This is a genomic window from Variovorax sp. YR634 (genome assembly GCF_900106655.1).
GTDB lineage: Bacteria > Pseudomonadota > Gammaproteobacteria > Burkholderiales > Burkholderiaceae_C > Variovorax.
This window is the reverse complement of sequence record NZ_FNOL01000019.1, coordinates 68,489-82,998: the sequence shown is the minus strand read 5'-3', so window position 1 is coordinate 82,998 and position 14,510 is coordinate 68,489. Positions and strand designations below refer to the sequence as shown.

Sequence of the window (14,510 nt, the reverse complement as noted above, 5' to 3'; positions counted from 1 at the left end):
GGGGCAGCAGAAATGCTGCCCCTTCTCACTTGGCCTGTATTCAGGCGTACTGATGACGAACCTGCGGGGTGGTATGAAGCCTCAGGAAAAGTCTGGCGAATTGCGGCAGGCGGTGACAACGCTCCACTCCTACTTCGTACGGGCGGCCTGGTTCAGTGTTTGCTCCGGCCTTTTGCTGCTGGCTCCGAGCGGGTACATGCTGGAGGTGTACGGGCGCGTCGTGAACAGTCGCAGCACGCTCACGCTGGCCATGCTGACATTGCTGGTTCTGGCCGCCTACTGCCTGATGGAAGTACTCGATTGGGCTCGCTCGGAAGTGATGTACCGGGCCGGGCAGAAACTGGATCAGAAGATGCGCAACCGCGTGTTCGTCGCCGTCTTCGAAGCGGGGCTCAAGCGGTTGCCGGGCGGAACCGTGCAACCGCTCAACGACCTGCGGACCTTGCGGGAATTCCTGTATTCGCCGCCATTGCTGGCGCTGATGGAAGCGCCGGTTTCGCTGGTCTTCATGGGGCTGCTGTTCGCCATCAGCCCGGTGCTGGGCTGGTCGGCTGTCGTGGGCTCGCTGCTGCAGGTGTTTGTCGGTTGGATCAACGACCGGAACACGCGGCCGCCGCTGGTGTCGGCCAATCGATGCGCGATCGAAGCACAGCAGTATGCGGACGCTGCGCTGAGAAACTCGCAGGTCATCGAGTCGATGGGCATGCTGCAGGACGTCCATCGCCGCTGGATGGGCAAGCGACGCGATTTCCTGCAGCGCGAGGCCCTGGCTTCGGACCGTGCTGGGGCCTGCCAGGCCGTCAGCAAGTTCCTGCAGGTCACCATGGGTTCCCTGTTGCTCGGCCTGGGCGCCTGGCTGCTGCTGAAGAACCCGCTCAATGGCAATGCCGCAATGATGGTTGTCGGCTCGATCCTGGGCGGCCGTGCCTTGGCGCCGCTGGTGCAGCTCGTGACGCAATGGCGCGCGGTGGTCAATGTCTGCGATGCATGGCAACGCCTGGACAGCCTGTTGAGCGCCATTGCCCCGAGACCGGAAACGATGTCCTTGCCACCACCCAAAGGCGCGCTGCAAGTCGAAAGCCTCGTGGCAGGCGCGCCAGGCAATGGTCCGGCCATCCTGAAGAACGTGGCCTTCGCCCTGGCGCCCGGCGAGGTGCTTGCCGTCGTGGGTCCCTCTGCCGCGGGAAAGACGACCCTGGCACGCCTGATCGTCGGCCTTTGGCCTGCAGCGAGCGGCAAGGTGCGGCTGGACGGCGCAGACGTGTTCGCGTGGGACAAGAGCGAACTCGGCCCGCACATCGGCTATCTGCCGCAAGATGTGGAATTGCTCGACGGCACATTGGCCGAGAACATCGCGCGCTTCGGGGAGGTGCGACCTTCGAAGGTCAAAGCGGCAGCATTGGCCGTCGACCTGCACGCGTACATCACGAGCCTTCCGTTGGGCTACGACAGCCCGATCGGACCCGAAGGGGCCGTGCTGTCGGGCGGGCAGAGGCAGCGGGTCGCGTTGGCGCGCGCGATTTATGACGAGCCAGCGCTGGTGGTGCTCGATGAACCGAATTCGAGCCTCGACGACGCCGGCGACGCAGCATTGGCAAGCGCCATCCTGAATCTCAAGGCGCGCGGCACGACGTTCGTCGTCATGACGCACCGCACCAGTGTGCTGGCCGTGGCGGACAAGATGCTGGTGCTGTGCGACGGCACGATGCAGGCGTTCGGCGCACGCGACGAGGTCCTGGCTGCGCTGCGGCAAGCCACCGAGCAGGCGGCGGATCGGATGCGCAAGGCAGAAAGCAGCCTTGCATCGAAGCGGCGCGATGCCGGAAACGCTGCAAGCATCGCGCTTCAGGCGCACCCACTGCCATGAAGAAACCTGCGTTCTTCAACCGCAGCGAACTGGGGCGCGCTCTCTGGGGGTTCCGAAGAGAGTTCTTGCTGGTTGGATCGTTGAGCTTCCTGACCAATCTGCTCATGCTCGCGCCGACCATCTACATGCTGCAGATATTCGACCGCGTGCTTGCCAGTCAGAGTGAACTGACCTTGCTCGCGGTTTCCTTGATCACGCTGCTTCTTTTCGGGGCGCTGGCCTTGTCGGAATGGCTGCGCTCGCGTCTGCTGGTGCGGGCCAGCCTGCGCTTCGACCGGCAATTGAGCACCCGGGTGTTCAACGGGAGCTTTCAGGCCTACCTCGGCCAGTCGGTATCCACCGTGTCAAGGCCGTTCGCAGACCTGAACCAGATCCGCCAGTTTCTGACCGGCATGGGCGTCTTTGCGCTCTTCGATGCACCCTGGACGCCGATCTACATCGCGGTGATCTTCTTTCTTCATCCCTGGCTCGGCGTCCTGGCGCTCGGGTTCGCCCTGGTCCAGGTCGCACTGGCCTGGTTCGGACAGAGGAAGACCGTCGCGCCATCGGAAGCGGCCCTGAAAGCCGCGAGCGAGACGATGAGCGACCTGCAGGGCAAGCTTCGCAACATCGAGGTGCTCGAATCGATGGGCATGGTCGCCAATCTGCAAAAGCGCTGGAACCGCCAGCATGCGGCCTGCATGGACAAGAGCACTTCCGCTCATGGCTTTGTCAATCGCGTCGCCGGCTGGAGCAAATTCATACGCTACAGCCAACAGTCGCTCGCGCTGGGGGCGGGCGCGCTGCTGGTGATCGATGGCCAGTTGTCGCCGGGCGCCATGATTGCGGCGAATGTGCTGATGGGCCGCGCCCTCGCGCCCATCGACCAGTTGCTCGGCACGTGGCGGGGTTTTGTCTCGTGCAGCGCTGCACTCGAGCGTCTCGAAAAGCTGTTGGCCGACTTCCCCGGGCAGGCCCCTGTCCCTCCCCGGGCCGGACCTACCGGCGAGATCAGCCTGCAAGGCATCTTTGCGGGGGCTGCGGGGCGCGCGGCGCCCATCCTGAAGAACATTTCTTTTGCGGTCCCCGCAGGAACAGTGGTCGCGCTCTTGGGACCTTCCGGTTCGGGCAAGTCCACGCTGGTGAAAGTCATGGTCGGAATCTGGACCGCATCCCGCGGCGCGGTGCTGCTCGATGGCGTGCCGATCCGAGGCTGGAACCGTCTGGAGCTGGGTCCGCATCTTGGCTATCTGCCGCAGGACGTCGAGTTGTTCGCAGGCTCCATTGCCGAGAACATTGCGCGGCTCGGCGAGGTCGACTCGCGCAAGGTCATAGAGGCCGCATGCAGCGCCGGCCTGCACGAGACGATCCTGCGCTTTTCCAAAGGCTACGACACCCTCATCGGGGACGCGGGCCACCTGCTTTCCGGAGGGCAGAGGCAACGAATCGGACTGGCCCGGGCGCTCTATGGCGACCCGTCGCTCATTGTTCTGGATGAGCCGAATGCCAACCTGGACGATGACGGGGAAGCAGCGCTGCTGCGAGCCATACGGGAATTGAAGGCCAAGGGGAAAACGGTGTTCCTGGTAACCCACCGCCAGGGCGCGGTTGCCGTGGCCGACCGCCTCATGGTTCTGGGCGATGGCGAATTGACAGCAGACGGACCACGAGATGCCGTGCTCGCGTCTTTTCGTCGCCCTCAGCCTGACGTGCGACCGGCGGCCCTGGTGCAGTCGGCCTGATCCGGCGCCGTCCTGTACTCGACTCATCTCGCAGGGAGTTCCAAATGGCCAAACCGAATCTTCTCAGAGACGTGACTTCCATCCCCTCGCCTGCCAAGGACGATCGGTCGCAGGATGCCGATGGACTCGGGAACGAGTTCGGACGCGCAGGGCGAATCGGCGTGTGGGCCTTGGTCGCCGGATTCGGCGGGTTTCTGCTGTGGGCCGCGTTTGCTCCGCTGGACGAAGGCGTGCCCAGCCAGGGGCAGGTCGCCATCGACACGAAGCGTAAGGTTGTCCAGCACCAGATCGGAGGCATCCTCAAGGAGGTGCGGGTCGGCGAAGGCGATCAAGTCCAGGAAGGCCAGTTGCTGTTCAAGCTCGACGACGCCGCAGCCAGAGCGAGTTTCGAAACCGTGCGGCAGCGCTACCTGGGGTTTCGCGCCATACAAGGCCGCCTGCTGGCCGAACAGGGGGGACAGGACGCCATCGACTTCCATCCGGACTTGCAGGCGGCAGCCACGGACCCGCTGATCCGGCAGCAGATGTTCAACCAGGAGCAACTGCTCAAGTCGCGCCGCGCCGCCTTGCGCGCCGACCTGCAATCGATCGAAGAGAACATCCGGGGCCAGCAAGCGTTGTCCCAGGCTTACGCAAGCATGTTGAGCAGCCGCCGGACCCAGCTTTCGCTTCTCGACGAGGAATTGACCCAGACACGCAAGATGGTCGCCGAAGGGTATGCCCCGCGCAATCGCCAGCTGGAGATGGAGCGTCAAATCGCGGAGTCGAGCACATTCATTGCCGAACTCATCGGCAACACGGGCCGGGCCCGGCGGTCGGTCGCGGAGCTTCGCCAGCGTGCCATTGCCAGGCAGCAGGAATACCATAAGGAAGTGGAAACGCAGCAGGCGGAAGTCAGCCGCGAGGTGCTTGGGGACTTCGAGAAGTTCCTCGCCTTGCGGGACGAACTGGGCCGCACCGAGATCCGCTCGCCCGCTTCGGGCCAGGTGGTGGCACTGGTGGCGCAGACCGTGGGCGGCGTGATCGCACCGGGGCAAAAACTGATGGATGTGGTGCCTGCCAACGAGCCCTTGCTGCTTGAAACGAGAGTGCCGCCTCATCTGATCGACCGCGTCCACGCCGGCATACCGGTGGACGTGCGTTTCTCTACGTTCGCCCATTCTCCGCAGCTCGTGGTGCAGGGCAAGCTGGTTTCGGTCTCCGGCGATTTGTTGACGGACCCCCAGACCAACACGAGTTATTTCCTCGCGCGAGTGGCGGTGACGCAAGAGGGCCTGAGAAAGCTGGGCAAACGTTCGCTGCAGCCTGGCATGCCGGTCGAGGTGGTTTTCAAGACGGGGGAACGCTCGCTGCTCATTTACCTCCTGCATCCGCTCACCAAGCGCATCGCAGCCTCCATGACGGAAGAGTGAGCAGTGAAAAAAACCGCGCTGGCATTCGCTGCTGCCGGCCTTCTCTGGGGGCCGGCCTGGTCGCTCGACTTGTCTCAGGCCTACGGGGAAGCACTGGAACAGGACTCGACGATCCGGTCGGTGCGGGCAGCCACGGATGCCCGGCGCGAACGCCTGCCGCAGGCCCGCGCGCAACTGCTTCCCAACTTGTCGGCAAGCGTCTCGCGCTATCGGAACTGGCTGGAGAGAACTTCGCCGGACGCCTCCGGGCACCTCGTCACGTCCAACCTGCGCTACACCAGCAGCAGCGAAGTGCTGAGCTTGAGGCAACCCATCTTCCGCATGTACCAGATGGCCGACTACCGGCAGGCTCGGGCGCAGGTCGACGATGCCGAGGCGATTCTCGAACGCGAATTGCAAAACGTCGGCGTTCGGGTGAGCGGCGCCTATTTCGAGGCACTGCTGGCCGAGGAGCATCTCGCGCTGGTGCTCTCGCAAAAGACGGCTTACACGACCCAGCTCGATGCCGCGCAGAAGCGGCTCGGTGCAGGTTTCGGCACGCGCACCGATATCGATGAAGCACGCGCGGCCCTGGACCTCAACGTCGCACAGGAATTGGAGGCGCGCCAGAACCTGGACTTCACACGCAGGCAACTCCAGAGCCTGGTCAACCGCCCGATCGACGGGCTGGCGTCGCTGGACCCGTCCAGGATGCGGCTCGTTCGGCCGGCGCCCGACCGGGTGGAAGACTGGATCGAGCGGGCCGAGCTCAACAGCCCGGAACTCCGGTCGCTAGGCGCCCAGGTTGAAGCAGCCCGGCACGAGCTGGAGAAGGCACAGGCAGGTCACTACCCGACGCTGGACGCCATCGCCCAGTGGTCCCGCAACGACAGCGACACGATCACCAGCATCAAGACCCGTTACAACAACAGGTCCATCGGCTTGCAGCTCAATATTCCTCTCTATTCGGGCGGCCATGTGAGTTCCACCGTGAGGCAGGCGCTCGCAGACCAGCAGCGGGCAGAAGAGGCCCTCGAAGCCCTGCGCCGCGACCTCGGGGTGCGACTGCATCGCGAGTTCCGCGGCGTGACCGAAGGCATCTTGAGGGTCAAGGCCCTTGAACAGGCGGTGCGCTCCGCGGAGCAGGTCGTCATCTCGAATCGCCGCTCGTTCGAGGCCGGCAGCCGCACCTTGCCCGACGTGCTGAACTCGGAACATCAGAAGGTTTCCGCCCAGCGTGATCTGGCGCAGGCCCGTTTCGTCTACCTGATGTCGCGGATACGGTTGCAGGCACTCTCTGGCGGCGCCAAAGCCGAAGTCATTGACGAGATCAACGGCTGGCTCACGCGCTGACGGCGGCAGCGATCTAAATCGGCAGGCCGAGAACACACAGGCGCTACACGCGAGCGAAGCGCGCCGGTCCCTCCACTGTCCAGCCGCTGCCGCAGGCCGGATCGAGGTCGCGATGGCACTGCGTGAGCCCGTCGTCCAGGTCGAGGGTGACGCCGATCCGCCAATGGCCGGTGGCGCCGCGCTCCACCTGCAGCACGGCGAAGCCGTTGCCGGTGCTCACGGCCGCCGTGACCATGGTGGCGCCGAAGGCTCCTGGCGTGGCGCCGAGGTCGACCTGGCCGTCGAGCCAGAACGCGTCGGGCCGCGCATTGACGAAGGTCCAGGGTGCATACAGGCCCGAGGACACGACCGAGATCACCTCCACAGGCTCGCCCGCCGCCTGCAGCCAGAGGCTCGACACGCTCGACATATGGCGGTCGCCCGACAGCACCACCACGTGGCGCGCGCTGGTGTCGCGCAGCAGCTCGAGCAACGCGCGCTGCGAGGCCGGGTACCCGCTCCAGTCGTCCAACCCCAGGCGTTGCGCGGGGTCGCCGAAGACGGCCGCACGCGGCATCGGGAACAGCGCCACCGGCGACACGATGAACTTGGGCAGTCCGGCGGGCGCGGCCTCCAGCCACTTCTTCAGGTCGCCCATGCCGGCCTCGGCACGGATCGCCGCCTGGTCCAGCGGCGCGGCAGGGGTCGCGGCTTGCGCTGCGGTGCGCAGCGCCCGCTGCTGGCGGGTGCTGCGCGTGTCGAGCATGTAGAACGGAAAGCCGGCCGGCGCAATGCGGTAGTCGAAGGGGCGCTGGTCGCGGCCCGGGCCGATGTCGTGCACCAGCTTGTGCTGTTGCGCGAAGTAGCCGTCGAGCGCGGCGCGCACGGCCGGCGTTCCATAGGGGTCGGGGCCCGGCTCCCAGTCGTCCATCACCTCGTGGTCGTCGAGCAGCGGATAGGTCGGCAGCGAGGCCATCACTTGGCGCAGCGCCTCCAGCCTGAAGGTGAGCGCATAGGCCTGGCCGACGTCGTCGCCGCCCGCCGGCACGAAGAGCCCCGCGGTCTGGTCGACATACACCTGGTCGCCGGCCAGCACCAGCAGTTGCGGCTTGTGCGGTGGCGCGAGCACCTCGAGCCGCTGCGCGAGCCGCCGGTACGACGCCTGTGCAGGCACCCGGTCGACCAGGCCCGGCACGTACTGGCAACTGGCGAGCGCGAAGCACAGCGAGGCCTGTGCGGGCTCGCCCTCGCGCTGCACGGCGCTCGTCCATGCGGGGTCGAGGCGCACCACGGCACGCTCGCGCTGCGCGTCGGTCGCTGCGTCCAGAGTTTGCATCACCTGGCGGCGGATGGGCTCGATCGGCTCGTCCTGCGGCTGCGCGAACAGCCCGGCCTCCAGCCGCCGGCCCAGCACGTCGACAGGGCCGCGTGCCATGGGCAGGTCGTCGTGCGCCGTGAGCACCGCGAAGCCCTGGTACTCGGCGAGCCGGTCGTCGAAGAGGTCGATTTCCACCGCCTCCTGCAGGAGTTTTTCGCGCGTGGTCTGCAGTCCCACCATCCATGCGAAGTCGAAGCACCATCGCCCGCCGCGGCGCCACGCGGGCACGAAGACCACGGCGCGCGCCGACACATGCGCGGGCGGCGGGCGCAGCGCCAGCCGGCAATGCAGCCGGCCCGCGTTGCCGGCCACGCGGCTCGCATGGCCGAGCCATGGGCCGGTCCACGGCAGGCTGGCCCGCCAGTCGGGCGGCACCGGCGTATCGGGGCCGGGCTTCTTGTCGAAGGCCTCGAGGAACCGCACGATGCGCGGAAACACGTCGCTGCAGGCCTTCTCGCCGATCAGCGTGTCCTGGTGGCCGTAGGCGCCGAGCACCAGCAGCTGGTGCGGGGTGCCTTCGCCGAGGAACAGGTCGCCCCCCGAAGGGTTCGAGGAGTCTGGCGGGTCCGGCAGCTCCGGGGGCTCCCGCGGCAGGCCACCGTCCTTGCCGAACACGCGCTTCAGCAGCCAGAAGCTCTCGTACGAGCCACGCCAGTCGAACACCGCGTTGCGCTGCCCGTGCAGCATGAACACCGGAAAGCCGAAGCGCTCGCCGAGCTGCTCGAAGCCGACCGCGTGGCCCTGTCCGCCGGCGTCGGTCAGCACCTCTTCGCGGGCGTAGTTGCCGACCTGGGCGAGGCCCCGCAGCTTCACGAAGCCGTATATCGAATCGAGCGCATCGAGCGTGTCCTTGCCGATGTTGTGTAGCCGCATGGTCTGGCCGAAGATCGCGTCGGCCCGGTGCCGTACGGCCGCGAAGCCCGGTGCCTTGCGCAGGCGCTGCGCTTCGCCGTCTTCATCAGGGTAGGGAAAGGTCGCCAGCAGGCCGTCGACGAGCAGGCGCTGCGTGTGCGTCAGCGCGGGTCGCGTGTCGAACTCGTCGATGCCGATGAACTGCTGCAGGTAGCCCGCCACATAGCCGCGGAAGCGGTTGAAAGCCGTGGCGCGCAGCAGCGGCCCCACCTGCGACAGCACCACCGCGCCAATGGACGCATGCAACCCCGGCAGGCGCAGCACCGCCACGCTGAACATGGCGGCGCCGATGCAATGCGCCACCACGTCGACCTGGACGGGCGCTACTTCGTCGGGCGTCGCATACGCCGCCTGCACGGTGCGCAATGCATCTGGAATGTCGGCCTCCGCCACTTCGTCGAACGACCAGTAGGCCCGCGGCCGGCACGAGAAGCCGATGCTGGTGCGCAGGTCGAGCACCCAGACCTCGCGCCCGGCCTCGAGCAGGCTGTGTACCAGGTTGCCGGGAATGCTCTTGTGCGCGAAGGTGGAACCGCTCGCGCCGTAGCCGTGGATCAGCATCACGGGCCGCGTGCCCGCGCGACGCGCCGGCGGGCGGTAGCGCGACAGCAGCCGCGGCGGCGCGCTGCCCGGGCCGGCGGCGGTGTCGAGCTCGACCGGCTCGGGCCGTACGCCGTACACCTCGCCGGGCAGCCGCTCCCAGTCGCGCTTCGGCGAGTCGGGCGGCGGCACGAAGTGCAGCAGGTGAATGTGCAGCACGATGCGCAGCACCCACAGCGCCAGCTCGGCCAGGTCGCCCAGCTGGTTGGGCATGTCCTGCTGGTGCTCGACGCGCAGCAGGGGTTGCAGCTTCTCGACGAAGTAGGAAGGGTCCAGCACCATCCGGCCCAGCGGCTCCTCACCGAGGGGGCCGATCCGCTGCAGCTCGCCCTCGCTCAGCTGCCGCCACGGGTTGCCGCCCTCGACGAACGCGATGCGCTTGGTGAGCCGCAGCCGATCGCCCTCCTTCAGCGGCGCGCCGTTCTCGACCCGCGCCACCGTCCAGTCGTATTCGATGAGGCGCACCTGCCCCAGGTGGGAACACAGCGCCATCAGGTCGGCCATGACCGGACCGTCGAAGGCCAGGTTCTCCTCGCCGTTGCCGCCGTTCGGGCCCGCCACGGACGCGCGCGAAGGCAGCAGGACCTCCGCCAGCGCCTGCAGCTTCCTGCGCGCCAGCGCGTGGCTGCGCAGGATGCGCTCGATGCTGTCGCACTTCTCGCGCACCAGCATCGACGCGGTGCCGGTGCAATGCGCGATGGGCGCTTTGTTGCCCTTGCCGAAGCGAAGGATCACCGCCGGCTGGGCCAGCGTGCGCGGCGTCGCGCGAAGGGCCGGTATGTCGACGGGCTCGAATTCCACCTCGGTGCTCAAAGCGAAGGACTGGCCGTCGATGTGCACGCGGCCCGTCATCCGCTCGCACATCGAGACACGCGTCGGCGCGGACGTGCGGGGATGGGTCAGGTCACGGCGCAACGGACGCTCCGACGCCGGGGGTTGCGGCGAATCCGCCAGCGCCAGGCCCCAGTCCGCGGCCAGCATCGGTACTGCGCGCTCGGCCAGTGCCGCGATGGTGAGCGAAGGGTTGATACCGAGCGACACCGGCACGATCGAGCCGTCGAGCACCGCCAGGCCAGGCAACAACGCGGCATCGGCAACACCGTCGTGGACGCGGCCCCAACTGTCGACCACGCCGCGCTCGCGCCCTTCGGCCATGCGGCAGCCGCCCAGCGGGTGCACGGTGAGCACCGAGCCCACCGGAGCCACCAGGGACTCGAGGCTGCGAAACGGCGGGAGCGGATTCCACAGCGGGTTGGGCAGCACGCGTCCGCCGAGCCCGCCGGCGCCGTCGTGAGCCACATGCAGCGCACGCATCTGCGCCGCGAACACCGGCAGGGCCGCGACCTTGTTCCACGCGACGCGCACCTGCGCGTCGGCCAGCACCGCGTCGCTGCCGCCTTGGCCGACCGGTTCGATGGTGCCAGCGGCGCCGTCGTCGCCCATCATTCCGTAGACCGGCGTGCGGCGCAGCATGTCGTCGTCCACGGCCAGCGGATCGTGCACCTCGTCCGGCGCGTGCAGGTCGAGGTCCATGCGCGCGAGCGCCTGCAGGGCGTCTGTGGTGCTCACCACTTCGGCCAGCAGGCGGCGCAGCGGCGCGGGAATGGCGAACTCCTCGATCACCAGCGGGCGCTCGCCCTGCTTCGCGCGGGTGCGCAGCAGCCCGGTGATGGTCGGCCCGATGCCGCGCTGCGCCGGCGCGTCGCCTTCGGCCGCGCTGGACAGCGCTTCGTCGTCCTGGTCGGCCGCCACCGCAATCATGTCGCCGTTGGCCGAGAAGCCCGCGCCCAGCGCCTGCGAGACGGGCAGACCCGCGGCCCTGGAGCGCAGCAGCAGCTCGGTGGAGCCCAGCGTGCCTGCGGCCACTACCACCCGCCGCGCGCGCACCACGTAGGGCCGGGCGTTGTCGGTGCGTGCCTTGCGCCGGTTGGTGAAGAAGAACTCGACCGCATAGCCGGCCCCTCCCGGCAGGGCCACGATGCGGTGCGCGGTGCCACCAGTGAACAGGCGCGCGCCCCGCGCATGGGCCAGAGCCAGGTAGTTGGTGTCCAGCGATTTCTTGGCGCGGTGGTTGCAGCCGCTCACGCAATCGCCGCAGCGCAGGCAGCCATGCATCGCAACCTGGGCCGGCGTGCGCGTGCCGTCGGCGAAGGCGATCGCAACGTGGGCCTTGCCGCGCGCCGCATGCAGCCGCGCACCGGCTTTCAGCAAGGAATCGAGCTTCGACACGCTCTCGGGGATCTGCTCCAGGCCCAGCATGGCTTCGGCCTTGTCGTAGCCGTCCGCCAGCGCGGCGAGGTCGAGGCCCGCGGGCCAGGCGCCGCCCTCGAAGGCATCGGGCGTTGCGCGTTCCATCACTGCCGCATTGATGAGCGACCCGCCGCCCAGCCCGTTGCCTAGCAGCGCATTCACATCGCCGCCCAGGCGCAGGTCGAACAGCCCCGAGGCATTGCCGCGCGCGGGCCTGCCGTCCTGCATGCTGAAGCGCACGTGTCCCGGCAGCTCGGCAAAGGTGGCCGGAAATTCGCCCGGCAGGTATTCGCTACCGCGCTCCAGCACGTAGACCCTGATTGGTACCACGCTCGGTGCGGTGCCCGGCGGTGCGTCCACCGGCAGCGCGCCCGCCAGCCGTGCCGCCGCCACCGCGCCGCCGTAGCCGCTGCCGATGACCAGCACCTCGCAGTGCAGCGCGTCGGGCGGTGCCGCGACGATCTCGCGCACCAGCACTTCAGCGCCCTCCGAGAGCAGACGGTCGCCCGGGGCATCGTCGTGGTGGCGGCCTCCGTTGTTCATGTTCGACTCCTCGCGGGTTGGTCGCGAACTCAGGAACCTTCGATGGCCGCGGCCAGTGCGCGGCCGAGCCTCTGGTCGTCGACGGGCTTGCGCAGCAGCGGCAGCGCCTGTCGCCGCGCCGCCTCGACCACCGCCGGGTCGGTATCGGCCGTGACCATGACGATGGGTAGCGCGGGCTGTGCGCAGCGCTGCTCGCGCAGGCGCTCGGCGGCATCGAAGCCCGAGACGCCGCCGCCGAGCCGGCAGTCAACCACCACCGCGTCGGGCTCATCGACCTGCCCCAGTGCTTCGTCGAGCGTGGCGGCGGACAGCACGCGGCAGCCCATCGCTCCCAACGCGTTGAGATAGGCGCCGCGCACCATCGGGTCGTCCTCCAGCACCAGCACGCAGCGCCCGGCCAGACTCCACGGCGCACCTGCGCCGTCACCCTCGCAGCCGTCGACGCCGACGGCTGCGGCGCGCGGCAGCCGCAGGCGAAAGCAGGCGCCCGCGCCAAGGCTGGACTCGAGCTCGACCGGCACGTCCAGCAACTCGGCCATCCGCCGCACGATGCCCAGGCCCAGGCCATGCCCCGCGGCGGTCGCGATGCCTGGGCCCGTCGCCTGGAGTTGCACCAGGTCCTCGAACACGATCCGGTGGTTCTCGGGTGCAATGCCGGGGCCGCTGTCTTGCACTGTCAGCTCGACCTCGGCGTCCGATGCGCCCGATACATCCGACGCATCCCGCGTGCAGACCCGCACCTCGACCCGTCCATCCGCGGGCGAGAACTTGATCGCGTTATCGACGAGGTTGGCCAACATGCGGCGCAGCAGGTCGGGGTCGGTGCGCACCGCCAGACCAGGCGGGCAGGTGATGTGCAGACCGACCCGGCGCGCTGTCGCCGCAGCGCCGAAGCTGGCCATCACGGCTGTCAGCAGCCGGTCGATCCGCACGCGCTGGGGCTGAGCCACCACCACGCCGGCATCGAGTTTCGAGACGTCGAGCAAGGCGTCGAGCATGGCGCGCAGCTGCTCCAGGCTGCTGTCGACCACTTCGACGATCGCGCGCGCATCGGGCGCCATCGCCACGTGCCGCAACGCACCCACGTTGAGCGCCATCGCCTGAAGGGGCTGGCGCAGGTCGTGGCTGGCGCCGGCCAGGAAGCGGCTCTTGTCGTTGTTGGCGCGCACCGCCTGGTCGCGGGCGATGGCCAGCTGCGCGCGCTCGAACTCCAGCGAAGTAGCCAGCGCCTGGTTCTCGGCGCGGATGCCGAACGACTCCTCGAAGGTCTGCAGGTTGCGCCGGGCAAAGCGCGTCTGCACCCCGAAGAACATCAGCACCAGCGCGCCCACGCCCCAGCCGAGCCAGCCGCCGGCCAGCAGCCACATGGCCGCAGTGGGCATGAAGAGCAGCCCCGCGTAGGCCAGGAAGGCGGGCATCACGGTCGCGCTGGTGGACACGGCACCCGCGCCCCAGGACACCAGGATCATCGTGAGAACCGCGTCCAGCGTCGGGTCGAGCCAAGCCATGAACAGCGCCGCGGAGCCGTTGCAGGCGCCGATCAGCACATTCCAGCGCACGGTGGCGCGCAGTCGCGCGGCGATCGGGCGGGCCCGGTCGGCGGCCATGCGCGCGAGCGCGGCGGCACGCCACTCGCGGCTGGCGATCACCGCCGCGAACCAACCGAGCACCCAGGGTGCCGAAACGTCGCGCCAGACGATGGCCGCGACGACAACGGCGGTGAGCAGAATCTGCCAGCGCAACCCCACAGCCTGCTCGGCGACCACCTGCAAGCGCCGTTCGTCCAGCTCGTCGAGTGCGGCCGCCATGTTCACGTGGCCTCGAGCGCCCATGCCGCCTGCGCGTCGAAGACGCGGCACAGGGCATCGGTGCGGTTGCGCGCGCCAAGCGCCCGGTAGACCATCGACAGGTGCACCTTCACCGTGCCCTCGGCAATCAGCAGTTGGCGCGCGATCAGCTTGACCGGCATGCCCCGCATCGCCAGCGCCAGCACCTGGCGTTGGCGCGGCGACAGCTCGATGCGCAGGAAGCCGGCGAGATCCTCGCGCGGCAGTTCGTCGGGGTCGCGCGCGCGGGTCACGTCATCGGCCAGCACGAACTCGGCCGGCAGGTAGATCTTGTGGCGCAGCACCACGCGCAGGGCTGCCTCCATGTCCTCGAGCCGGTACGACTTGGGGATGAAGCCGGCCGCGCCGGCCTCGATGACCTCGCGCACGCGCTGCGGCGAGCTTTCCGCAGACTGCATGCACACGGGCGTGGCCTCGAAGTGCGCCTTCACGGCCTTGAGCGCAGCGAGCCCGGAGAGTTGGGGCAGGTGGTAGTCGAGCAGCAGCAGGTCGACACCGGCTGGGTCCAGCTGGCAGGCCTGCTCGGCGTCCCGCACCGCTTCGAAATGAAAGGGGCGGCCCGGTTCGATCTCGGCGGCCATTCGCTCCAGCAGGAGTCGGGTGCCGTTCCAGACGATCTCGTGGTCATCGACCAGAAGAACCTTCATACAGACCTCTCGTCTACGGTGG

At 68.2% G+C, this 14,510-nt stretch carries 7 protein-coding genes; 4 read left to right on the top strand and 3 right to left on the bottom strand.

The genetic code is table 11. From position 1 onward, the window contains the following. Window positions 1-73: 73 nt before the first annotated feature. Genes BLV60_RS25835 through BLV60_RS25820 form a run of 4 tightly spaced genes read left to right on the top strand, consistent with a single transcriptional unit; the run spans window position 74 to window position 6,332 of the window. A complete protein-coding gene (locus BLV60_RS25835; RefSeq protein WP_093058138.1) occupies window positions 74-1,867 on the top strand; it encodes a type I secretion system permease/ATPase in 1,794 nt (597 codons plus the stop codon). Continuing rightward, a complete protein-coding gene (locus tag BLV60_RS25830; protein WP_093058137.1) occupies window positions 1,864-3,588 on the top strand; it encodes a type I secretion system permease/ATPase in 1,725 nt (574 codons plus the stop codon). The genes BLV60_RS25835 and BLV60_RS25830 overlap by 4 nt, the downstream gene beginning before the upstream one ends. Window positions 3,589-3,632: 44 nt before the next feature. Beyond that, window positions 3,633-5,000, top strand: coding sequence for an HlyD family type I secretion periplasmic adaptor subunit (locus tag BLV60_RS25825; protein ID WP_093058136.1), 1,368 nt, complete (start codon window positions 3,633-3,635; stop codon window positions 4,998-5,000). 3 nt (window positions 5,001-5,003) lie between these two features. Beyond that, window positions 5,004-6,332 carry a TolC family outer membrane protein gene (locus BLV60_RS25820; protein WP_093058135.1) on the top strand — a complete coding sequence of 443 codons (1,329 nt, stop codon included), beginning with the start codon at window positions 5,004-5,006 and terminating at the stop codon, window positions 6,330-6,332. A 43-nt stretch (window positions 6,333-6,375) separates the two neighbouring features. Here BLV60_RS25820 and BLV60_RS25815 read toward each other — a convergent pair whose 3' ends face one another. From BLV60_RS25815 to BLV60_RS25805, 3 genes are read right to left on the bottom strand one after another with little or no spacing between them, the layout of a single operon-like run. After that, complete coding sequence (locus BLV60_RS25815; RefSeq protein ID WP_093058134.1) at window positions 6,376-11,994, bottom strand: alkaline phosphatase D family protein; 5,619 nt, start codon at window positions 11,992-11,994, stop codon at window positions 6,376-6,378. Window positions 11,995-12,023: 29 nt separating this feature from the next. Next, window positions 12,024-13,802 carry a hybrid sensor histidine kinase/response regulator gene (locus tag BLV60_RS25810; protein ID WP_143042639.1) on the bottom strand — a complete coding sequence of 593 codons (1,779 nt, stop codon included), beginning with the start codon at window positions 13,800-13,802 and terminating at the stop codon, window positions 12,024-12,026. Window positions 13,803-13,804: 2 nt separating this feature from the next. Beyond that, entirely contained in the window at window positions 13,805-14,488 is a 684-nt protein-coding gene (locus BLV60_RS25805; RefSeq protein WP_093058132.1) for a response regulator, read from the bottom strand. Window positions 14,489-14,510 lie beyond the last annotated feature (22 nt).